This is a genomic window from Achromobacter sp. SIMBA_011, assembly GCF_046535435.1.
Classification (GTDB): Bacteria; Pseudomonadota; Gammaproteobacteria; order Burkholderiales; family Burkholderiaceae_B; genus Achromobacter; species Achromobacter dolens.
In genome coordinates this window covers 60,995-82,376 of the sequence record NZ_JAWRWN010000003.1, presented here as the reverse complement: position 1 = coordinate 82,376, position 21,382 = coordinate 60,995, and the positions used below count along the sequence as shown (strand labels likewise).

The following is a 21,382-nucleotide window of genomic DNA, read 5'->3' as shown; positions in this document are numbered from 1 at the left end:
GGGGCGGGCCGACAGTCTCGAAGGACTTAGAAGATGTGGCGGATGCCCACGCCGGCGCCGACCTGGCTGGTGCGGCCGGCGATTTCGCCGGTGGCGGCGTCGCGGACCTTGTTGTAGTCCACGGTGCCGTACACCTGGGTGCGCTTGGACAGCGAGTACTCGGCCACGGCCACCAGGGCGTAGCGCTTGCCCTTGTCGCCGTCCTCGACCACGTTCTTGCTCTGGTCGTAGTAGGCGGCGCCGGTGATGGCCCAGCGCGGGGTGGCCTGCCAGGTCACGCCGGCGAAGTAGCCGTTGTCCTTGCGGTCGAGCTGGGCGGTGGTGGTGCCGCCCATGACGGCGTTGACCCAGCCGGTCTGGTCGCGGCCGTTGAAGTAGCCCGCGAAGATCTTGGCGCTTTCGAACTGGTACGAGGCGCTGAAGTTCCAGACGCGCTGGCGCAGGTCGGAATCGTTGCCTTCGTAGGTGTTCTGGTACGCGGCGCCCAGACCCAGTTGACCGACGGTGTAGCGCAGGCTCACACCCATCTGCTGACCGGCCTTGCGGTCAGACCACTTGTCGCCGTTGGCCCACTGCGCGATCACGTTCAGGTCGCCCAGCGTGTTCGAGTAGCGGAACGAGTTGTTGTTGCGCACGCGGCCCATGGCGGCGGGCAGCCACGAGTTTTCGTTGTAGTTACCGACCGTCAGCGGGTCGAAGTAGTCGGCCATCAGGTCCTGGATCACCGTGTTCTGCAGGCCCAGGGTCAGCGCGCCGATCTTGCCGCCATCCAGGCCGACGTAGGCCAGGCGGTTGAAGGTCTTGCTGGTGTCGGAGGCCTTGCCGTTCTGCACGTTGAAGCCTTGCTCCAGGCGGAAGAAGGCGCGGTTGCCGTCGCCCAGGTCTTCCGAGCCGCGCAGGCCCCAACGGCTGTTGGAGATGGCGCCGTTGGCCATGGAGATGCGGCTGCCGTCCTGGCCGGTGGCGCCGTCGCTGGTGTTGACGTAGCGGATGCTGACGTCGGCGATACCGTACAGGGTGACGCTGGTTTCTGCGGAAGCGGCGCCGGCGGCCAGGCCGAGACCGGCTGCGGCGAGCGAGAGGGTGATGCGTTTCACGAAGGCTTCTCCTAATGTTTCTGTTCTTTGCGTACGTCGGGCTTTTGACTCGACGGGATGCGCCTGGCGGTTCGCCCGGAGCGGGGCCGCTGCACCGACGCCAGGGGTTGGCGCGGGTCCGGAGCGTTGGCCCTGGTTGCGTTTGTGCGCCATCTTGGTGCGCACTGGAACGCCACGGGGATTCTAAAAAAGTTACGGCTTGTGTAGTGCGTTTATCTTTTTCGCGTTTTCCCTGGGTTTACAGAATTACAAAAAAGGCGATGGTTGAAACAATCAGGCGATTGTTCCAAAAAAAACCCCGTTGCGAGAACGGGGTTTCTGGGGGGCGCTACGGGCTCATAGCGTCATATGCAGCGGCAGCCACGTGGCGATGCCGGGCACCATGTACAGTAGCAGCACCGCCAGGATCATCAGGAAGAACATCGGCAGCGAGGCGCGCGCGATGTAGGGCAGTTCGCGCCCGCTCATGCCCGACAGCACGAACAGGTTGAAGCCCACCGGCGGCGTGATCTGTGCCATTTCCACAACGAAAACGATGAAGATGCCGAACCAGATCAGGTCGATGCCGGCCGCCTGCACGGTCGGCAGTAGCACGCCCATCGTCAGCACCACGATGGAAATGCCGTCCAGGAAGCAGCCCAGGATGATGAAGAACACCATCAGCGCCATGATCAGCCAGAACTGCGACAGGCCCAGCCCGCCGATCCATTCGGCCAGCGCCCGCGGCAGGCCGATGTAGCCCATTGCCAGCGTCAGGAACTGCGCGCCGGCCAGGATCAGCGCGATCATGCAGTACAGCCGGGTGGCGCCCAGCAGCGACTGCATGAAGGTGGAACGGTTCAGCGAGCCTTGCAGTCCCGACAGGATCAACGCCCCGACCACGCCCACCGCCGCCGCTTCCGTGGCCGTGGCCAGGCCGGTGTAGATCGAGCCCAGCACCGCGCCGATCAGCAGCATCACCGGAATCAGGTGGCGCGAACGCGACAGCTTTTGCATGAACGTCAGGCCGGGATCGGCGGCCGGCACTTCGTCCGGGTTGCGGATCGCCCACCAGGCGATGTAGCCCATGAACAGCAGCGCCAGCAGGATGCCCGGCACGATGCCGGCGATGAACAGCTTGGCGATCGACACGTCCGCCGCCACCCCGTAGACGATCATGATGATCGACGGCGGGATCAGCAGCCCCAGCGTGCCGGCGCCCGACAGCGTGCCCAGGATCTTCGATTCGGGGTAGCCGCGGCGCGTCAGCTCGGGGATGGTCATCTTGCCGACCGTGGCGCAGGTGGCGGCCGACGAGCCCGACACCGCCGCGAAGATGGCGCAGCCGATCACGTTGGTGTGCAGCAGGCGCCCGGGCAGCCGGTTGAGCCAGGGGGCCAGGCCCTTGAACAGGTCTTCCGACAGGCGCGTGCGGAACAGGATTTCACCCATCCACAGGAACAGGGGCAGGGCGGTCAGCGTCCAGCTCGACGAGGCGCCCCAGATGGTGACGGCCATGGCATCGCCGGCGGGACGGCTGGAGAAGATCTCCATGCCGATCCAGGCGGTGCCCGCCAGTGTCAGGCCGACCCAGACGCCGCATCCCAGGAACGCGAAGATCGAGACGACCAGCAGGGTAATGACGAGAAGTTCATTCATGGGTTTGCTGCGAGGTGGCGGCGGCCAGGCCGCGTGAACGGCGAACCAGCTCATCGAGCAGGGCGACCAGGAACAGGACCGTGCCCACGGCCATGCTCAACTGCGGAATCCACAGCGGCGTGGCGTCGTTGGACGTGGAGATGTCGTTGAACTGCCAGGAGTCGTAGGTAAGCTTGACGCTGAAGAAGGCGAAGGCGGCGGCCATCAGGCAGCCGATGCCCAGCGCGAAGATATCCAGGCGGCGGCTGCCGGCCGGGGACAGCGCGTTCAGCACCAGCGTCACGCGGATGTGCTCGCCATGCTTTAAGGTGCTGGCCAGCGCCAGGAAGCCCGCGGCGGCCATGAAATACCCGGCATAGGCGTCGGTGCCGGGAATGTTCAGGCCGAGCTGGCGCGCGACGATCGCGGCCAGCACCGCCACCAATACACCGATCGTGCACAGGCCGGCCAGCAGGCCGGCCGCGCCGTAAAGTCCATCCAGAAAGCGGCGCATGGTCGTATCACTGCTTCCGGTAGGCGTCGATCATGGCCTGGCCGTCGGCGCCGGCCTTCTTGAGCCAGTCATCCAGCATGCGCTTGCCGATCACCGACAGGCCTTCCTTGAGCTCGACGGTCGGCTTGATGGTTTCCATGCCGTTCTTGGCCAGTTCTTCCTGGTACCACTTGTTCTTTTCCTGCGACAGCTTCCAGCCGCGTTCCTCGGCCTGCGCGCCGGCCTTTTTCAAGGCTTCCTGCGTCGCCGGATCGAGCGCGTCGAACGCCTTCTTGTTGACGATCACGGCGTTCTTGGGCAGCCAGGCCTGGGTGTCGTAGAACTTCTTGATGTACTCGTAGGTCTTGGTGTCGTAGCCGGTGGAGGCCGACGACATGTACGAGTCGATCACGCCGGTGGCCAGGGCCTGCGACAGTTCGGCCTGCTGCACCGTCACCGGCTGGGCGCCGACCAGCTCGGCGATCTTGGCCGTCACCGGGCTGTAGGCGCGCCACTTCAGGCCCTTCATGTCGCTGATCTGCTTGATGTTCTTGTTGGCGAAGATGCCCTGGGGCGGCCAGGCCACCGCGTACAGCAGCGTCATGCCTTGCGAGTTCAGCTTCTTTTCCAGGAACGGCTTCTGCGCCTGGTAGAGCTTGAACGAGGCGTCGTAGCCGGTGGCCAGGAAGGGCAGGCCGTCCAGTTCGTAGATCGGGTCTTCGTTGGCGAAGTTGGTCAGCAGGATCTCGCCGATCTGGGCCTGGTTGCCTTGCACGGCGCGCTTGATCTCGGGCGCCTTGTACAGCGAGGCGTTGTTGTGCAGCGTGATCTTGAGCTTGCCTTCGGACAGCGTGTCCACGTCCTTGATGAAGGTCGTCAGGTTTTCGACGTGGAAGTTGCTGGCGGGATAGGCGCTGGGCAGGTCCCACTTGGTCTGGGCCTGGGCGCCGGCGCTGAACGCCACGATGAGGCTGCCGGTCAACAGCGAGAGCTTCTTGAACATGATGGTCCTTCTTTGCGAATGAGGAGTGCGGGACGTCGTGGCCCGGTAGGCATTGCGAAAAGAGCGCGCGGCGTCGTATGACGCGTAGCTTAAAAGCCGTGCCATTCTATGTTGCCAATTGGTCACAAAGTGCCTGTAAATGCGCGTTTACGGGTAATTCCTAGGCTGGCGCGCGCGGATTGCTTGAAGATTGAAATAGTGTGCCCACGGGCCGGACGATGTCTTGCGGCGGGGTTTTTTTCTTCTAAGATCTCGTCATCGCAGTCGTGTCGCAGAGGGTCGTGTGAATTTCGTTTTTCGTCGTGACGAGTTGCTGGTCGAGGAAGCCACCAGCGTGTTGCCGGACTTGGACGCCTGTGTGCGGGCAGGACTTGGCGCCGATGCCTTGCAGCCGGTCTGGGCCGCGCCGGAATCGCCGGCCCGCGCCGCGCATGTCGAGCCGGGCATCGAAGCGCCGCACGGCTACGCGTTCAAGAAGCTGCGGTCGCTGTTCGGGGTGCTGGACGAGGAACGCATGGCGCTTGCCGGGCGCGCCTACCAGATCGCGGAATGGGCCCGCACCCATCGTTTCTGCGGCGCCTGCGGCACGCCTACCACGCGCGTCAGCGGCGAGTTCTGCCAGCGCTGCCCGGCCTGCGGCTTCTCGGCCTATCCGCGCATCTCGCCGGCCATGATGGTGCTGATCCGCAAGGGCGACAGCATCCTGCTGGCGCGCCACACCGCCAATGCCGCCGGGCGTTACACGGCGCTGGCCGGCTTCGTCGAGCCGGGCGAGAGCATCGAACAGACGGTGCACCGCGAGGTGCTGGAAGAGGTCGGCCTGAAGGTCGGCAACCTCAAGTACTTCGGCAGCCAGTCGTGGCCGTTCCCGCATTCGCTGATGGTGGCCTATACGGCCGAGTATGTATCCGGCGACATCCGCGTGCAGGAAGACGAGATCGCCGATGCGCGCTGGTTTGGCCCGGGCGACCCGATGCCCGAGATCGCGGCGCGCATCTCCATCGCGGGGTCGCTGATCCGCGCGAATCTGCCGGCGGGCTGGGACGCGCCGTAGTCTTTTGTTCAGGGCAGGCGCCGCGGCGGGCGTCTGCCGCGAACGCCCTGGCGCGGCCGGACGGTTCTGTCAGCAGGGGCCAGGAGCTAGGGGTATTCCCTCGAAACGAGGGTTTTTTTATGTCCCTTATTTATTTTTTATTGATGAAATATAGATAAATTATTAGTATTTCGCGCAGATAAACTCGTTGCGCGGCCGTTATGACCTCCACGTTGATCGCCTCGTCGGCCCACCTGGCCGGGGGCAGCGCGCCCGATCTGTCCGAAGTCGAATTCGGCCTGATGATCGCCAGCCACGCCTTTGACCGCTGGACCGTGCGCTGCATGGCGGCGGCGGGCCTGCCTGACCTGACGCCCACCGACGTCATGGTGTTCCACCACGTGTTCCATCGCCAGCGCCCCAAGAAGCTGGCCGACATCTGCTTCACGCTCAATGTCGAAGACACGCACATCGTCAATTACGCGCTGAAAAAGCTCGACCGCCTGGGCGTGGTCAAGGGCGAGCGCGCCAGCAAGGAAGTGTTCTACAGCGTCACGCCCGAGGGCGCGGCGATCATCAAGCGCTACGGCGAAATCCGCGAGCAATGCCTCACCGCCGGCCTCGACGCGCCGGGCGGGGGCGGCCTGGAATTCAGCCGCCAGTTGGCGCACACGCTGCGCGCCCTGTCCGGCCTGTACGACCAGGCCGCGCGCGCCGCGACCTCCCTGTAACCGATACGCGGGATCCTTCCCGTACCACCACCCGCACGCCGCGGCCGGCAGCGCCGTGGCGGCTTCTTGTACCCGAGGATGAATATGAAGTGGCAATTCTGGATTGATCGTGGGGGCACCTTCACCGACATCGTGGCGCGCCGCCCCGACGGCACCACCACCACCGCGAAGATGCTCTCGGAGAACCCCGAGCAGTACCGCGACGCGGCGGTGGCGGGCATCCGCAAGCTGCTGGGCATCGCGCCCGGCCAGCCGGTGCCGGCCGAGCAGGTCGAATGCGTCAAGATGGGCACCACGGTCGCCACCAACGCGCTGCTCGAACGCAAGGGCGAACGCACGCTGCTGGTCACCACCCGCGGGTTCCGCGACGGCCTGCGCATCGCCTACCAGAACCGCCCGCGCCTGTTCGACCGCAACGTGCTGCTGCCGGAAATGCTCTACGAGGCCGTGGTCGAGGCCGACGAGCGCGTCGCCGCCGATGGCGAAGTGATCCGCGACCTGGACGAAGCGGCGCTGCGCCGCGACATGCAGGCGGCGTACGACAGCGGCATCCGCACCGTCGCCATCGTCTTCATGCACGCCTGGCACGCCACCGGCCACGAGCAGCGCGCCGCCCGCATCGCGCGCGAGATCGGTTTCACCCAGGTATCGGCTTCGCACGAGGTCAGCCCGCTGATCAAGTACGTCTCGCGCGGCGATACCACGGTGGTCGATGCCTACCTGTCGCCCATCCTCAAGCGCTACGTCGACCAGGTGGCCAGCGAGCTGCCCGGCATCCGCCTGATGTTCATGCAATCGAGCGGCGGCCTGACCGACGCGCACCGCTTCCGCGGCAAGGATGCCATCCTGTCCGGCCCGGCCGGCGGCATCGTCGGCATGGTGCGCACCAGCGAACAAGCGGGTTTTGACAAGATCATCGGCTTCGACATGGGCGGCACCTCCACCGACGTGTCGCACTACGCCGGCGAATTCGAACGCGAATTCGAGACCCTGGTTGCCGGCGTGCGCATGCGCGCACCGATGATGAGCATCCACACGGTCGCGGCCGGCGGCGGCTCGATCCTGCATTTCGACGGCGCGCGCCTGCGCGTCGGCCCGGATTCGGCGGGCGCCAACCCCGGCCCCGCCTGTTACCGCCGCGGCGGCCCGCTGGCCGTGACCGACTGCAACGTGCTGCTCGGCAAGATCCAGCCCGATTTCTTCCCCAAGGTCTTCGGCCCCGACGCCAACGAGCCACTGGACCGCGACGCCGTCGTGCAGCGCTTCCAGGCCATGGCCGACGAGGTCCGCGCCGCCACCGGCCGCGACATGACGCCGGAACAACTGGCCGAAGGCTTCCTGGAAATCGCCGTCGGCAACATGGCCGAAGCCATCAAGCGCATCTCGGTGCAGCGCGGCCACGACGTCACCGAATATGCGCTGACCGTGTTCGGCGGCGCCGGCGGCCAGCACGCCTGCCTGGTGGCCGACGCGCTCGGCATGACCACCGTGTTCGCGCACCCGTTGGGCGGCGTGCTGTCGGCCTACGGCATGGGCCTGGCCGACCAGACCGACATGCGCCAGAAGACCGTCGAAAAAACGCTCGACGCCGCCCTGATGGCCGAGCTGCAAGGCGAACTGGACGCGCTGGCCGAGCAGGCCGTGGGCGAACTGCGCCGCCAGCACGTGGCCGACAGCGACATCCAGGTGCAGCGCCGCCTGCACCTGAAGTACCGCGGCACCGACACCGCGCTCGAAGTGCCGTATTCGGACCTGGACCAGGCCCGCAAGGACTTCGAGGCGGCCTATCGCCAGCGCTATTCCTTCCTCATGCCCAACCGCGAACTGGTGGTGGAGACCATCTCGGTGGAAGCCACCGGCGGCGGCGAGCGCGTCACCGAGACACCCGCCTCGCGCAGCCGCGACGGCGCGCTGGCGCCGCGCCGCACCGTGCGCATGTACAGCGGGGGCGCTTGGCGCGACACGCCGTTGTACGTGCGTGAAGACATGGCCGGCGGCGACGTGGTGGCGGGCCCCGCCATCATCTCCGAGCCGAACCAGACCACCGTGGTCGAGCCCGGCTGGCAGGCCGAGCTGACGCAACAGGACCACTTCGTGATCCGCCGCGTCGAGGCCCGCCCGCAGCGCCGCGCTGTCGGCACCCAGGCCGACCCGGTGATGCTGGAGGTGTTCAACAATCTGTTCATGTCGATCGCCGAGCAGATGGGCTACCGCCTGCAGAACACGGCGTACTCGGTCAACATCAAGGAACGCCTGGACTTCTCCTGCGCCATCTTCGACGCCCAGGCCCGCCTGATCGCCAACGCGCCGCACATGCCGGTGCACCTGGGCTCCATGGGCGAGTCGGTGCGCACCGTGATGAACGCCAACGCCGGCCGCATGCAGCCGGGCGACGCCTACGTGGTCAACGACCCGTACCACGGCGGCACCCACCTGCCGGACGTCACGGTGATCACGCCGGTGTTCGACCGCAAGGGCAGCGAGATCCTGTTCTACGTCGGCTCCCGCGGCCACCATGCCGACATTGGCGGCACCACCCCGGGCTCGATGCCGCCGGATTCGAAGACGGTCGAAGACGAAGGCGTGCTGTTCACCAACTTCCAGTTGGTCAAGGGCGGCGAGTTCCGTGAACAGGCCGCGCGCGACATCCTCGGCTCGGGCCGCTGGCCGGCGCGCAATCCGGACCAGAACATCGCCGACATGCACGCGCAGATCGCCGCCAACGAAAAGGGCGTGCAGGAACTGCTGCGCATGTGCGATCACTTCGGCCTGGATGTCGTGCGGGCCTACATGGGCCACGTGCAGGACAACGCCGAAGAGGCGGTGCGCCGCGTGATCTCGGTGCTCAAGGACGGCAGCTACGAGTATCCGCTGGACAACGGCGCGGTCATCCGCGTCGCGGTGCGGGTGGACAACCAGGCGCGCAGCGCCGTGGTCGACTTCACCGGCACCTCGGACCAACTGGACAACAACTTCAACGCCCCGGGCGCCATCGCCGTGGCCGCGGTGCTGTACGTGTTCCGCACCCTGGTCAACGACGACATCCCGCTAAACGACGGCTGCCTGGTGCCGCTGTCGATCATCCTGCCGGAAGGCTCGATGCTGCGCCCGAACCCGCCGGCCTCGGTGGTGGCGGGCAACGTCGAAACGTCCATGTGCATCGTCAACGCGCTGTACGGCGCGCTCGGCGTGCTGGCCGCCAGCCAGGGCACCATGAACAACTTCACCTTCGGCAACGCGCGTCACCAGTACTACGAGACCATCTCGGGCGGCACCGGCGCCGGTCCCGTGCGCATCGATGCCGCCGGTCCCCACGACGAAGGCTTCCCGGGCACTTCGGTGGTGCAGGCGCACATGACCAACTCGCGCCTCACCGACCCCGAAGTGCTGGAGTTCCGCTTCCCGGTGCGGCTGGAGTCGTACGAGATCCGCCACGGTTCGGGCGGGGCGGGGCGCTATCCGGGCGGCAACGGCGGCGTGCGCCGCATCCGCTTCCTGGAAGACATGACCGCCGCGATCCTGTCCAACAACCGCCGCTATGCGCCGTTCGGCCTGGCCGGTGGCGAGCCGGGCGCGATGGGCCGCAACTATGTCGAAAGGCTGGACGGCACGGTCGAGGAACTCGGTCCGCAGGATAGCGCCCAGTTACATCCGGGCGACGTGTTCGTGGTGGAAACGCCGGGAGGCGGGGGCTACGGGGTGGTCTAAGCGCTGCCCGTCATCGGCGCCCGAGCCCGTTCAGGCGGGTTCGGGCTCCGGATCGTCCGGATCGTTCATCACATCCAGCACAATGTCCGCCTTGGCCTTGCGGTCATAGACCCGCAGCGTCACCTCGCCATCGCCGATTTCGAAGATCGCGGTGGCGAGCGTGTTTTCGCCGTCCGGATCCTTGGGATCGGTGCGCAGGATCGGCAGTTCGCCCTCGGTGTCATGCAGCGCCGTCAGCAGGTCGGCGCCAATGGTGGCGGGAGACCAGGTGTCGACGATGCCCTCGATGCGGCGCTGGCGCTCGCGCGACGAGTCGGTGATGATCTGCGATTGCCCCCGGCTGGCCTGATGCACCATGTGGTTGGCGTGACCATACCGGGTGCCGATCTCCTGCGCTGAAGCGGCGCCCGGCGTCGCCTCGACGCTGAAGATGCGGGCGTCGGCCGCCGACCCCAGCGTATGGTGAAAGCCCCCCGCGCGCGGCGCGTCGCGCAGCAGCGCCACGGCCTCGTCCAGCGTGGCGCAGTCGAGCACCGCGCGCGCCAGCAGCATGCGCGGCAGGCCGCGCTGGCGCAGGCGCGTGCGCAGGTTGTTGATGGTCTGCACCAGACCGGCGCGATTGGCCCCGAAGGTATGGCCGGGCAGGGATCCCGGGTAATAGAAGCTCAGATAGCCCGGCGCGTCGTCCAGCGCCACGTCGACCAGATGGCAGCGGCCGTACAGGAACGGATCGCCGTCCTCGTTGTGGCCGATCCAGCGGGTGCCATCGGCCGCCTTCAGCGCCACCGAGGTGCAGCCGTCGCCGCTGCCGCTGCTGTGCAGCAGGTCGCCCCGGCAGTTCCACAGCAACACGTCCGCCAGCGGCATCCCCAGCCCCTCGGCCAGCCCCTCCAGTTCGTCCCACACGGCGGGCAGGGCGCGCCGGGCCTGTTCGCCCAGTTCGTCCAGGTACGGATGGCCGCGCCAGGGGCGCAGCGCCTTCCAGGTGGCGCTCTGGTCCAGGTAGGTCGCCATCAGCGGGCGGGCCAGTTTGCCGAGGGCCACGCCGACCTGGCGCCGGTTGCCGGCGATGCGTACATACTTGTAGGGCATGGGGATTCTCCGGGGTGTCATGCGGATTGTAATTTTTCTAAGCTCTCTGCGGTGGGGACGGATGCGTTAACATGCGCCGTAAGTTGCTCCGGCGATCCCGGCGTGGCCCGCGCATCATGTTCCAACTGCAACCCCGGGCGCTATCAGCCCCAAGAGGAGAGTTTCATGATTAAACGTAAAGTCGCCGCCGCCTTGGTCGGCCTGTCCATGGCCATGTTCGGCGCCGCCTCCGGCGCCTACGCCCAAGGCAAGGAATTGGTGGTGGCCACCGATACCGCGTTCGTGCCGTTCGAGTTCAAGCAGGGCAACACCTACACCGGCTTCGACGTCGACCTGTGGGCCGCCATCGCCAAGGAGCTGAACGTCAAGTACAAGCTGCAGCCGATGGACTTCAACGGCATCATCCCCGGCCTGCAGACCAAGAACATCGACGTCGCGCTGGCCGGCATCACCATCCGTGACGACCGCAAGAAGGTGATCGACTTCTCCGATCCCTACTACGAAAGCGGCCTGGCCATCCTGGTCGGCGAAAAGAACACCGACATCAAGGACGCCAAGTCGCTGGCCGGCAAGACCGTCGCGGTCAAGACCGGCACGGCCACGGTGGACTTCCTGAAGGCCCAGGTGCCGGACGCCAAGCTCAAGCTGTTCCCCAACATCGACAACGCCTACCTGGAACTGGCCACCGGCCGGGTCGATGCCGCCGTGCACGACACGCCCAACGTCCAGTACTACGCCAACACGGCCGGCAAGGGCCGCGTCAAGGTAGTCGGCTCGGTCAAGAGCGGCGACTTCTACGGCATCGCCTTCCCCAAGGGCAGCGAACTGGTGCCGCAGGTCAACAAGGCCCTGGCCACGCTCAAGTCCAACGGCCAGTACGACGCCATCTACGAGAAGTGGTTCGGCAAGAAGCCCTGAGCTTTTCCGCCGGATTGATGTTGCATTTCGGGGCCGCCCGGCAGTCTGGGGCCCCGGCGCTTCGCTCCGGCGGCGCCGGGCCCGGGACCGGGCGGCCCCGAGTCGCGTGCGTCGCCGGGCGTTCCGCCATGATGCGGCGCGCGAGGCGCGCCATTGAGGGGTAATTCGTGGATTTTGACTGGAATGTAGTGATGGATGCGCTGCCCAACCTGTGGGTTGGCACGCAGATGACCATCAAGATCACCTTCTGGGGCCTGTTCGGCGGGTTCCTGCTGGGGGCGCTCTCCGGCGTGACCCGGGCCTACGGGCATCCGATCCTGTCGGGCATCGCCCAGGTGTACGTCGCGGTGATCCGCGGCACGCCGATCGTGGTGCAGGTGATGTTCATTTATTTCGCCTTGCCGCTGCTGGCGAACATCCGGGTGGACGCCGAGTGGGCGGCCATCGTCACGCTCATCATCAACTCGGGCGCCTATATCTCCGAGATCGTGCGCGGCTCGCTGCTGTCGGTGCACAAGGGCCTGAAGGAAGCCGGGCAGGCGATGGGCCTGCCGTTTCACAAGATCCTGTTCCACATCATCGGGCCGGTGGCGTTCCGCCGCATGATTCCGCCGCTGGGCAACCAGTGCATCATCAGCCTGAAGGATTCGTCGCTGTTCATCGTGATCGGCGTCGCGGAACTGACCCGCCAGGGCCAGGAGATCATGGCCAGCAACTTCCGCGCGGTCGAGATCTGGTCGGCCATCGCCATCGTCTACCTGATCCTGACGGGCACGATGGCGCTGATCCTGCACCTGGTGGAAAAGAGGATGCGCATACTATGAGCATGGTTGAATTTCATGACGTCACCAAGACGTTCGGCGAGTCCACGGTCCTGAACGGCATCTCGCTCAATATCGACGCGGGCGAAGTGGTCGTGGTGGTGGGGCCGTCCGGCTCCGGCAAGTCCACTTTCCTGCGCTGCATCAACGTGCTCGAAACGATCAACGGCGGCGACCTGCTGGTCGACGGCCTGAGCGTGCATGGCGGGGCCGCCCAGGTGCGCGAGATCCGGCGCGAGGCCGGCATGGTGTTCCAGCAGTTCAATCTGTTCCCGCAGATGACCGCGCTGCAGAACGTCATGTTCGGGCCGATCCACACGCGCGGCCAGGGCCGCGACGAGGCGCGCGAACTGGCCGAGCAACTGCTGCGCAAGGTCGGGCTGGGCGAGCGCATGAACCACTATCCGTCCGAGCTGTCCGGCGGCCAGCAGCAGCGCGTGGCGATCGCCCGCGCGCTGGCCATCAAGCCCAAGCTGATGCTGTTCGACGAGCCGACCTCGGCGCTCGACCCGGAACTGCGCCACGAAGTGCTGAAGGTGATGCGCGACCTGGCCGAGGAGGGCATGACCATGGTGGTGGTCACGCACGAAATGGAGTTCGCGCGCAAGGTCGGCAGCCGCCTGATCTTCATCGACGCCGGCAAGATCGCCCATGACGGTCCGCCGGCCGAGCTGCTGGACAATCCGCCCAGCCAGCGCCTGAAGGACTTCCTGCAACACGTGGCCTGAGCGCGGATCGCCCCAGAACCGCGCCCCAAGCGGGATGTCACGGATCCGGCTCCGCCGGTCCGTAGACATGCCCCCTTGAGGGGGAAGCGCGCAGCGCTTCGGGGGTGGGCTTCCTCCTCCCCCCTCAGCCCTTCACGCGCACGATCTTCTGCACTTGCGGCACGTGGCGGATGGCGCGGATCACCTGCGCCAAGTGCTTGCGGCTGTCCACCTGGATGGTCAGGTGCAGCGACACCGTCGAGACCGCATCGTCGTGCATCGTCACATGCATGATGTTGGCGTCGGCCGCCGTGACTTCCGCGGCCAGCCGGCCCAGCACGCCGCGCTCGTTGCGGGTGACGATGTCCAGGCGCGTGGCCAGGTGTTTGGCGGTGTGGGCGTCCCACGCGACGTTGATCCAGCGTTCCGGTTCGCGCAGGCGCTGGCGCATGGCCACCGGGCAGTCGGCGGTATGCACCACCAGGCCGTGGCCCATGCGCATGCCGGCGATGATCGGGTCGCCGGGCAGCGGGCCGCAGCACGGCGCCAGTTGCACCGCCTGGCCTTCGTTGCCCTGGATCAGGATCGGGGCGCTGCGGGCCGAGGTCAGTTCGTCCACGGCGGCGGCGGTGGTGGCCACCAGTTGGTGCTCCGGCGCGAAGCGGCGCGCCACCACGGCCGCCAGGCGCTTGCCCAGGCCGATGTCGGCCAGGATTTCCTCGCGCGAGCTGGCGCCGGTGCTGCGCGCCAGCTTCTGCCAGGCCGGATCGTCGGTGGCCGGCAGCGGCATGTGCAGCTCCTGCAGGGCCTGGCCCAGCAGGCGCTCGCCGAAGGCGACCGATTCCTCGTACTTGACGGTGCGCAGGTAGTGGCGGATTTCCGAGCGGGCGCGGCCGGTGCGCACGTAGTTGAGCCATTGCGCGTTCGGGCGCGAAGCGGGGGAGGTGACGATCTCCACCGTGTCGCCGCTGTTCAGTTCCGTGCGCAGCGGCACGAACTCGCCGTTGACCTTGGCCGCCACCGCCTGGTTGCCGATGTCGGTATGGATGGCGTAGGCGAAGTCCACCGGCGTCGCGCCACGCGGCAGCGAGATGATCTTGCCGCGCGGGGTGAAGACGTAGACGGCGTCCGGGAACAGGTCGACCTTGACGTGTTCGAGGAATTCGCCCGAATCGCCGGTCTGGCTCTGGATGTCCAGCAGCGATTGCAGCCACTGGTGGGTGCGTTTCTGCAGGTCGTTGAGCGTCAGGTCGGCGCCCTTGTACAGCCAGTGCGAGGCCACGCCTTCCTCGGCCACGTGATGCATGTCGCGGGTGCGGAACTGGAATTCCACCGGCGTGCCGTAGGGACCCACCAGCGTCGTGTGCAGCGACTGGTAGCCGTTGACCTTGGGAATCGCGATGTAGTCCTTGAACTTGCCGGGCACCGGCCGGTACAACTGGTGCAGCGTGCCCAGCGCCAGGTAGCACTCGGGCAGCGTGTGGACGATGACGCGGAAACCGTAGATGTCCAGCACGTCCGAGAACGACTTCTTCTGGTCGACCATCTTGCGGTATATGCCGAACAGCGTCTTCTCGCGGCCGGTGACCTCGGCCTCGATGCCGGCGGCCGGCAGCGCGGCGCGCACCGAGTCGGCGATCTTGCCGATCACCTCGCGGCGGTTGCCGCGCGCGGCCAGCACGGCCTTGTACAGCACCTGGTAGCGGTTCGGGTACATGGCCGCGAAGCACAGGTCCTGCAGTTCGCGGAACAGCAGGTTCAGGCCCAGCCGGTGGGCGATGGGCGCGTAGATGTCCAGCGTTTCGCGGGCGATGCGGCGGCGCTTTTCGGGGTTGACCGCGTCCAGCGTGCGCATGTTGTGCAGGCGGTCGGCCAGCTTGATGAGGATGACGCGCACGTCGCGCGCCATCGCCAGCAGCATCTTGCGGAAGCTCTCGGCCTGCTGCTCGGCCTTGGTGGCGAAGTCCAGGCGGTCCAGCTTGGACAGGCCATCGACCAGCTCGGCGACTTCAGGGCCGAATTTCTCGGCCAGCTCGTGCTTGGCGATGCCCTGGTCTTCCATCACGTCGTGCAGCAGGGCGGCGGACAATGCGTTCGCGTCGAGCTTCCAGCCCGCGCAGATTTCCGTGACAGCGATGGGGTGCGAGATGTAGGGCGAACCGCTGGCGCGGAACTGGCCCAGGTGCGCCTGGTCGGCGAAGCGATAGGCTTCGCGCACGCGTTCTACATCTTTCTTGTCGAGATAGCTGCCGATGATTTCGGTCAGCGGCGCCAGCGAGGCGACCGGCGAGGCGGTCGCATCCGCCGCTTCTTGCGCGGCGACGGAGGCTGGCGTGGGGGAATTCTTGTCTTTCTTGCCCGTGCGACGCCCGAGACGGGAGCCGGCACGTAGCGCGGCAAGCAGACCTGATGAAGCGTACTTCAGCCCGGGAAAAGCCATGCTTGCCGCCCCCCGGAAAATATCAGGTGGGAACTTTACGCAGCATTTCCGCGCCGGTGAGGCCGCCCGCGATTTCGCGCAGGGCCGTGACGGTGGGCTTGTCTTTGCTGTCCAGGCGCGGGGCATGGCCTTGCGCCAGCTCGCGGGCGCGGTAGGTCGCGGCCAGCGTGAGCTTGAAACGGTTGGGGATCTGATTCAGACAGTCTTCGACGGTAATGCGAGCCATTAGGACACCTGGTGCTGATGGTGGATAGGGAGAATGCGGATTCGTTTCAGTGCGCTGCCGGGATGCCCAACTGCGCGAACAGCTCGGCGTGGCGGACGGCCTGAGACGAAAAACGCAGCCGCGCGGCGCTGACGATTTGAGTCAGTTCCGACAAGGCTACGCTAAATTCTTGATTAATAATAACATATTCGCATTCAGGCGCGTGCGCGATTTCGCCGCCCGCGGCCATCAGCCGGCGCGCGATCACCTGCGGCGCATCCTGGCCACGCGCCTTCAGGCGGCTTTCGAGTTCCTCGATGGACGGCGGCAGCACGAAGATGCCGATCGCGCCGGGAAAACGCTGGCGCACCTGGCGCGCGCCCTGCCAGTCGATCTCCAGCAGCACGTCGCGGCCCTCGCGGGTGGCTTCGTCGATGCGGTCACGCGGCGTGCCGTAGAAATTGCCATGCACCTCGGCCCATTCCAGCAGGCGCTGCTCGTCGCGCAACTGCTTGAATTCGTCGATGCCGATGAAGCGGTATTCGCGGCCGTCTTCCTCGCCAGGGCGGGGGGCACGCGTGGTGCAGGAGACGGACAGGAGAATGGACGGGTCTTGCTGCAGCAAGGCCTTGACCAGGCTGGATTTGCCGGCGCCGCTGGGGGCGACGACCATGAAAACATTGCCGGAGGTGGCGTGCATGAATGTGACGAGCGTGTGATGCCGAGACCCGAAGGATAGCAAATCGCACGGCGCGGCAGGGGGAAAACCCGCCGCGCCGCGTCGTCAGCGGGCCGCCGCCTGCGTCAGCTTGCCGCCGGGGGCGGGCGAATCGCTGCCGAGCAGATGGCCGTTGACCTCGATGCCGTACAGCGAATCGTCCGAGTCGTGGTACTTGGCGCGGGTCTTGGCGACCGATTCGGTGTAGCGCGGGTCCTGCGGCCGTTCATGCGCATTCATGAAGTACGCCACGTCCCAGGCCTCCTGGTCGCTGAGCATCCCGGCCTGGCCCAGCGGCATATTGGCCTTGATGAAGCCGGCCGCGTTGCCGATCTGGTGCATGCCGGCTCCCCAGTTGAAGGAATCCGGCCCCCACAGCGCCGGGAAGACCCAGTGCTCGCCGTTCTTCTGTCCCTTGCCTTCTGCGCCGTGGCAGACGGCGCAGTACTGGGCGTAGACCTCGCCGCCGCGCACGTAGTCGGCTTTCTGCGCGGGCTTGGGCAGCTTGAGGTAGCCCTGGCCCTTGAGCGCCACGCCGGTGGGCGCCTTGCTGGCGAGCCAGAACATGTAGGTCTGCAAGGCGGTCAGCACCGGATCGTCGGCCGCCGGCGGCTTGCCGTTCATGCTGAAGCGGAAACAGCCCTGCAGGCGCTCGGCCAGCGTGTTGACGTGGCCGTTCTTGGCGCGGTAGGCGGGATACAGCACGTAGGCCGCCCACATCGGCGCGGAATCGGGCCGGCGGCCGGCGTCCAGGTGGCAACTGGCGCAGTTCAGGTCGTTGCCGACGAACTTGCCGGCATTCTGCGGCGTGTGCAGGAATATCTGTTCGCCCTGGCGCACGATCTTGCCGAATTCGCTGTCGGGCAGCGACGCGGCGCTGGGCGGCGTGAATTCGGGGCGCGCGTCGGCGGCGAAGGCCGCCGTGGTCGACAGCAGCCCGCCGGTTCCCGCGGCGGCGAGCAGCAGGCGGGCGATTCGGTTGCGGATCGAGGTCATTGCTTGGCTCCCCCGGCGGCGTTCGCTTGCGTGGCAAGCAGGTCGGCGGCCTTGGGCAGGCCGGCGTAGTAGCCCGACACCGCGTCGATCTCGGCGTCGGTCAGGCGGGTGGCCACGGCCGGCATCAGGCCCAGCGGGCCGGGCGGACGCTGGCCCTGGCGCCAGGCGCGCAACTGGCCGGCGATGTAGGCCGCGGGCTGGCCGGCCAGGCTGGGGAAGTTGGCGCCGACGCCGATGCCCCCCGGGCCGTGGCACTGGTTGCAGGCGGGGATGTTCCTGTCCCAGGCGCCGCGCGTGGCGAGCCAGGCGCCGGTATCGTCCGGCTTGGCCAATTGCCGCGCGGTGGCGGCCAGCCGATCGATGTTCAGCGGCGCCGGCAGGCCGGCGTAGTACTGGGCCACGGCCTGGCGCTGCGCCGGGTCCAGCGCCTTGGCGGTGGCCGCCATCACCGGGCTGACGCGCGAGCCATTGGCCATCGCCTCGAGCTGCTCGGCCAGGTAGGCGGCGCCCATGCCGGCCAGATGCGGGAATCCGGCGGCGGGGTTGCCTTCCCCCTGGGCGCCGTGACAGGTCATACAGGCGGGCGCGCCGTTGGCGCCCTGGGTGCTGATCTGGCGGCCGTCCGGGGCGGCGAGCGCCGCGCCAGGCAGGGCGGCCAGGCCGCTGGCGCCAAGGGCCAGCACGCCCGCCCAGCGGGGGAGGTAGGGCTGTAACGCCATGGGTATCTCCGGGTTTATTGGAATTTTGGTAATAAGTTAATTTCCCAAAATTATATGTAAATTTGTGACAGCGCAAAGTCTTGATGGCATGTTGCGCCAGGTCAGCCGGGGCGGGCGAGGGCGTTCGACCGCGCGGCGATGGACGAGGGGCGTTGTTCGATAGCGCTTTCGAGGCCGTTGTTTTCAGCCGCGGGGGCGCGCCTGGCGCACGCCACCCGCCTGGCACGCAAGGCGTGAAGCGGGCGTCTTGCCGATGAGGACAGCCAGGGTCGGCCGGGCGAGAACGATGGAACGTTCGCTTGCAGCATCGCCGGAATGATTCGGGTAGCATTTCGCCGACAGATAACAAGGAGCTTGCGATGCACACGAACGAGATCGAACCTCCCCGCGTCGCGCTGGTCACCGGCGCCGGCACCGGCATCGGCCGGGCGGTGGCGCTGGAGTTCCTGGCGCAGGGCTATCGCGTGGTGCTGGCCGGCCGCCGGCGCGAACCGCTCGAAGCCACGCGCACGGCGGCGGGCGAAGACGGGGTGCGGGCGCTGGTGGTGCCGACCGATGTGTCGGACGAGCAGGCGGTGCGCGAACTGTTCGACACGACCCAGCGCGAGTACGGCCGTCTGGACGTGCTGTTCAACAACGCCGGCCGCGGCGCGCCCGCCATGCCAATCGAGGAATTGCCGGTGGCGCTCTGGCGCGAGGTGGTCGATACCAACCTGACCGGCATGTTCCTGTGCGCGCAGGCGGCGATCCGGGTCATGAAGGCGCAGACGCCGCAGGGCGGCCGCATCATCAACAATGGTTCGATCTCGGCGCACGCGCCGCGTCCGTTCTCGATCGCCTACACCGCCACCAAGCACGCGGTGACCGGCCTGACCAAGTCGATTTCGCTGGACTGCCGGCCGTACCACATCGCCTGCGGCCAGATCGACATCGGCAACGCCGCCACCGACATGACCGAGCGCATGGCCGCCGGCATCCTGCAGGCCGACGGCAGCACCAAGGTCGAGCCGCGCATGGACGTCGCCCACGTCGCGCAGGCCGTTGCCGCCATGGCCCGCCTGCCGCTGGACGCCAACGTGCAGTTCATGACGATCATGGCGACCAACATGCCGTTCGTCGGCCGCGGCTGACCGGGTTTCCGCCGGCCATGACAAAAGCGCCCTCGGGCGCTTTTTTCTTTGGTTGCCGTTTTTCCTTGCCGGGCATCACGCGAGGCGCTGTCGCCATTCCTCGTCAATAGGTTATGTGATCCGAGAACGTGAGCGGTGGCCAACGCCTGGTCCGACAAACCAGCTCGCCGCATCCCAATATCCGCCTTGCCGCCATCCAATGCCGAAGCATGACCGGGCTCGGATACATAGGGAGGGAGGATGGTCGGGTGGTTGCCGCAGCGCGTATGGATCTCGTTCAGCCTGCTGCTGTTCATGGTATCGGCGTCCGCACAGACGCAGGCTGGCGCCGCGCAGGAACTGCTGCGCCAGCAGGAGCGCGAAAGGATGCTGCGCAAACAGCAGGAAACGGCGCCGAATGTACGGGCGCGGTCGGCGCGCGCGCCGTCGCCGGACCTGTTGCCTCGGGACGAGACGCCATGCTTTCCGATTGACCGTATCCGTCTTGATGGCGAGGACGCGCAGCGCTTTCTCTGGTCCTTGCGCGCCGCCGACCCCGAGAACGACGCCGCCACGGGGCACTGCCTTGGCGCCGAGGGCATCAGCGTGGTCATGGCGCGCGTGCAGAATGCCGTCGTCGCGCGGGGTTTCGTCACCACCCGCATTCTCGCCGCGCCCCAGGATCTGAAGGGCGGCACGCTGACGCTCACCGTCGTGCCCGGCCGCGTCCGCGCCATTCGATTCGCGCCCGGTACGTCGCCCCGGGCCACTGCCTTGAATGCCGTGCCGGCCAGGCGCGGCGACCTGCTCAATCTGCGCGATATCGAACAGGCGCTGGAAAACTTCCGACGCGTCCCCACCGTAGCGGCCGACCTGCAAATCACGCCTGCTGAAGCTGACGATGCGCGCCCAGGCGACAGCGATTTGGTGATCCTCTGGCGACAGCGTTTGCCTCCGGTGCGCTTGAGCCTATCGCTGGACGACGCCGGCAGCAGGGCGACCGGCAAGCTCCAGGGTTCGGCCACGCTTTCGCTCGATTCCCCACTCTCGTTGAACGATCTGTTCTACATCAACGTCAGTCAAGACGTCTTCAACGCCAGCGGCAAGGGCTCCCGGGGATACACCACGCATTACGGCGCGCCCTGGGGCTACTGGACAATCAGCGCCACCCTCAGCGGCTACAGGTACCACCAGACCGTTGCCGGATACCGCCAGAACTACCTCTACAGCGGCACCAGCAACAACGCCGAAGTGCGCCTGTCGCGCGTGGTGTACCGGGATGCCAGCCGCAAGACCTCGTTCTACGGACGCGGCTGGATGCGCAGGTCCAACAACTTCATCGACGACACGGAAATCGGAGTTCAACGGCGTCGCACCGGCGGTTGGGAGCTGGGGCTGACCCACCGCGAATTCCTGCACGAAAGCACGCTCGATGCGGGTCTGGCCTGGCGGCGCGGCACGGGCGCCTTCAACGCGATGGCCGCGCCCGAGGAAGACTTCGGGGAAGGCACTTCGCGGATGAAGGTCCTCACCGCCGACGTGCAACTGGTGGTTCCGTTCCGGCCGGGATCGCAGCGTGCCCGTTACTCCGGCAACTGGCGCGCGCAATGGGCGCGCACGCCGCTGGCGCCGCCGGACCGCTTCTCGATCGGCGGTCGTTACACGGTACGCGGCTTTGACGGCGAACTGACGCTCATGGGCGAGCGTGGCTGGGTCTGGCGCAACGAAATCGGTCTGCAACTGGGCGCCGCACAGGAACTCTATTTCGGCGCCGACTACGGCCATGTGTCGGGCCCGTCCACGCGCTGGTTGCAGGGACGCAGCCTCGCAGGCGCGGTCATCGGTCTGCGTGGCGGCGCCGCGGGATTCTGGTGGGATCTGTTTGTCGGCACGCCGCTCTCCAGGCCCGCGGGCTTTCGCAGCGGGTCGCTGACGACCGGCTTCAGCCTCAACTGGTCCTGCTGACGCCGCATGG

The 21,382-nt window shown here is 66.8% G+C and carries 18 protein-coding genes; 8 read left to right on the top strand and 10 right to left on the bottom strand.

Annotated elements, in window-relative coordinates; translation table 11 throughout:
- Positions 1 to 26 precede the first annotated feature (26 nt).
- From SB816_RS13430 to SB816_RS13415, 4 genes are all read right to left on the bottom strand, one after another.
- On the bottom strand, positions 27 to 1,097 hold the full coding sequence (locus SB816_RS13430; protein ID WP_054502652.1) for a porin: 1,071 nt from the start codon (positions 1,095 to 1,097) through the stop codon (positions 27 to 29).
- Positions 1,098 to 1,433: 336 nt separating this feature from the next.
- Positions 1,434 to 2,735, bottom strand: a complete 1,302-nt coding sequence (locus SB816_RS13425; RefSeq protein ID WP_054502651.1) for a TRAP transporter large permease — start codon at positions 2,733 to 2,735, stop codon at positions 1,434 to 1,436.
- On the bottom strand, positions 2,728 to 3,228 hold the full coding sequence (locus SB816_RS13420; RefSeq protein ID WP_410547145.1) for a TRAP transporter small permease: 501 nt from the start codon (positions 3,226 to 3,228) through the stop codon (positions 2,728 to 2,730). The genes SB816_RS13425 and SB816_RS13420 overlap by 8 nt, the downstream gene beginning before the upstream one ends.
- A gap of 7 nt (positions 3,229 to 3,235) precedes the next feature.
- The gene (locus SB816_RS13415) at positions 3,236 to 4,210 is read right to left on the bottom strand and encodes a TRAP transporter substrate-binding protein (RefSeq protein ID WP_116791231.1); all 975 of its coding nucleotides are present in this window, start codon (positions 4,208 to 4,210) and stop codon (positions 3,236 to 3,238) included.
- 283 nt (positions 4,211 to 4,493) lie between these two features.
- Between SB816_RS13415 and nudC the strand changes: the two genes are divergently transcribed.
- The 3 genes from nudC (at position 4,494) to SB816_RS13400 (ending at position 9,682) form a co-directional block, all read left to right on the top strand.
- Entirely contained in the window at positions 4,494 to 5,264 is a 771-nt protein-coding gene (nudC, locus tag SB816_RS13410; protein WP_054502648.1) for an NAD(+) diphosphatase, read from the top strand.
- 200 nt (positions 5,265 to 5,464) lie between these two features.
- A complete protein-coding gene (locus SB816_RS13405; protein WP_006388202.1) occupies positions 5,465 to 5,974 on the top strand; it encodes a winged helix DNA-binding protein in 510 nt (169 codons plus the stop codon).
- Positions 5,975 to 6,058: 84 nt separating this feature from the next.
- Complete coding sequence (locus tag SB816_RS13400; protein WP_144655047.1) at positions 6,059 to 9,682, top strand: hydantoinase B/oxoprolinase family protein; 3,624 nt, start codon at positions 6,059 to 6,061, stop codon at positions 9,680 to 9,682.
- Positions 9,683 to 9,712: 30 nt separating this feature from the next.
- On the opposite strand, the gene SB816_RS13395 is transcribed toward SB816_RS13400, so the two are convergent.
- Positions 9,713 to 10,774 carry a C45 family autoproteolytic acyltransferase/hydolase gene (locus SB816_RS13395; RefSeq protein WP_410547144.1) on the bottom strand — a complete coding sequence of 354 codons (1,062 nt, stop codon included), beginning with the start codon at positions 10,772 to 10,774 and terminating at the stop codon, positions 9,713 to 9,715.
- A 165-nt stretch (positions 10,775 to 10,939) separates the two neighbouring features.
- On the opposite strand from SB816_RS13395, the gene glnH reads away from it, so the two are divergent.
- The 3 genes from glnH (at position 10,940) to glnQ (ending at position 13,241) form a co-directional block, all read left to right on the top strand.
- Positions 10,940 to 11,692, top strand: a complete 753-nt coding sequence (glnH, locus tag SB816_RS13390) for a glutamine ABC transporter substrate-binding protein GlnH (protein ID WP_006388205.1) — start codon at positions 10,940 to 10,942, stop codon at positions 11,690 to 11,692.
- 167 nt (positions 11,693 to 11,859) lie between these two features.
- Entirely contained in the window at positions 11,860 to 12,516 is a 657-nt protein-coding gene (glnP, locus tag SB816_RS13385; RefSeq protein ID WP_035360348.1) for a glutamine ABC transporter permease GlnP, read from the top strand.
- Entirely contained in the window at positions 12,513 to 13,241 is a 729-nt protein-coding gene (glnQ, locus tag SB816_RS13380) for a glutamine ABC transporter ATP-binding protein GlnQ (RefSeq protein ID WP_049073501.1), read from the top strand. Before glnP ends, glnQ begins: the two co-directional genes overlap by 4 nt.
- A 124-nt stretch (positions 13,242 to 13,365) precedes the next feature.
- Here glnQ and SB816_RS13375 read toward each other — a convergent pair whose 3' ends face one another.
- The 5 genes from SB816_RS13375 to SB816_RS13355 form a co-directional block, all read right to left on the bottom strand.
- On the bottom strand, positions 13,366 to 15,660 hold the full coding sequence (locus SB816_RS13375; protein ID WP_006394759.1) for a RelA/SpoT family protein: 2,295 nt from the start codon (positions 15,658 to 15,660) through the stop codon (positions 13,366 to 13,368).
- Between the two features lie 22 nt (positions 15,661 to 15,682).
- Positions 15,683 to 15,886, bottom strand: coding sequence for a DNA-directed RNA polymerase subunit omega (gene rpoZ / locus SB816_RS13370; protein WP_006394760.1), 204 nt, complete (start codon positions 15,884 to 15,886; stop codon positions 15,683 to 15,685).
- A 46-nt stretch (positions 15,887 to 15,932) separates the two neighbouring features.
- Positions 15,933 to 16,565, bottom strand: coding sequence for a guanylate kinase (gmk, locus tag SB816_RS13365; protein WP_020927510.1), 633 nt, complete (start codon positions 16,563 to 16,565; stop codon positions 15,933 to 15,935).
- A gap of 84 nt (positions 16,566 to 16,649) precedes the next feature.
- Positions 16,650 to 17,579 carry a c-type cytochrome gene (locus tag SB816_RS13360; RefSeq protein WP_410547143.1) on the bottom strand — a complete coding sequence of 310 codons (930 nt, stop codon included), beginning with the start codon at positions 17,577 to 17,579 and terminating at the stop codon, positions 16,650 to 16,652.
- Positions 17,576 to 18,298 (bottom strand): c-type cytochrome, encoded by a 723-nt coding sequence (locus SB816_RS13355; protein WP_144655045.1) that lies wholly within the window; start codon positions 18,296 to 18,298, stop codon positions 17,576 to 17,578. The genes SB816_RS13360 and SB816_RS13355 overlap by 4 nt, the downstream gene beginning before the upstream one ends.
- A 359-nt stretch (positions 18,299 to 18,657) precedes the next feature.
- Here SB816_RS13355 and SB816_RS13350 point away from each other — a divergent pair, with 359 nt between their 5' ends.
- Positions 18,658 to 19,428 carry an SDR family oxidoreductase gene (locus SB816_RS13350; RefSeq protein ID WP_054502644.1) on the top strand — a complete coding sequence of 257 codons (771 nt, stop codon included), beginning with the start codon at positions 18,658 to 18,660 and terminating at the stop codon, positions 19,426 to 19,428.
- 240 nt (positions 19,429 to 19,668) lie between these two features.
- Positions 19,669 to 21,372: a ShlB/FhaC/HecB family hemolysin secretion/activation protein gene (locus SB816_RS13345; RefSeq protein ID WP_410547142.1), complete on the top strand. Its 1,704-nt coding sequence runs from the start codon at positions 19,669 to 19,671 to the stop codon at positions 21,370 to 21,372.
- The last annotated feature ends 10 nt before the right edge of the window (positions 21,373 to 21,382 follow it).

Coding starts and splice junctions, on each gene's coding strand:
- SB816_RS13400 (WP_144655047.1), top strand. CDS start 6,059: ATGAAGTGGCAATTCTGGATTGATCGTGGGGGCACCTTCACCGACATC.
- gmk (WP_020927510.1), bottom strand. CDS start 16,565: ATGCACGCCACCTCCGGCAATGTTTTCATGGTCGTCGCCCCCAGCGGC.
- glnH (WP_006388205.1), top strand. CDS start 10,940: ATGATTAAACGTAAAGTCGCCGCCGCCTTGGTCGGCCTGTCCATGGCC.
- SB816_RS13420 (WP_410547145.1), bottom strand. CDS start 3,228: ATGCGCCGCTTTCTGGATGGACTTTACGGCGCGGCCGGCCTGCTGGCC.
- SB816_RS13425 (WP_054502651.1), bottom strand. CDS start 2,735: ATGAATGAACTTCTCGTCATTACCCTGCTGGTCGTCTCGATCTTCGCG.
- SB816_RS13405 (WP_006388202.1), top strand. CDS start 5,465: ATGACCTCCACGTTGATCGCCTCGTCGGCCCACCTGGCCGGGGGCAGC.
- rpoZ (WP_006394760.1), bottom strand. CDS start 15,886: ATGGCTCGCATTACCGTCGAAGACTGTCTGAATCAGATCCCCAACCGT.
- SB816_RS13355 (WP_144655045.1), bottom strand. CDS start 18,298: ATGGCGTTACAGCCCTACCTCCCCCGCTGGGCGGGCGTGCTGGCCCTT.
- glnQ (WP_049073501.1), top strand. CDS start 12,513: ATGAGCATGGTTGAATTTCATGACGTCACCAAGACGTTCGGCGAGTCC.
- SB816_RS13360 (WP_410547143.1), bottom strand. CDS start 17,579: ATGACCTCGATCCGCAACCGAATCGCCCGCCTGCTGCTCGCCGCCGCG.
- SB816_RS13350 (WP_054502644.1), top strand. CDS start 18,658: ATGCACACGAACGAGATCGAACCTCCCCGCGTCGCGCTGGTCACCGGC.
- SB816_RS13415 (WP_116791231.1), bottom strand. CDS start 4,210: ATGTTCAAGAAGCTCTCGCTGTTGACCGGCAGCCTCATCGTGGCGTTC.
- SB816_RS13375 (WP_006394759.1), bottom strand. CDS start 15,660: ATGGCTTTTCCCGGGCTGAAGTACGCTTCATCAGGTCTGCTTGCCGCG.
- SB816_RS13395 (WP_410547144.1), bottom strand. CDS start 10,774: ATGCCCTACAAGTATGTACGCATCGCCGGCAACCGGCGCCAGGTCGGC.
- SB816_RS13345 (WP_410547142.1), top strand. CDS start 19,669: ATGGTCGGGTGGTTGCCGCAGCGCGTATGGATCTCGTTCAGCCTGCTG.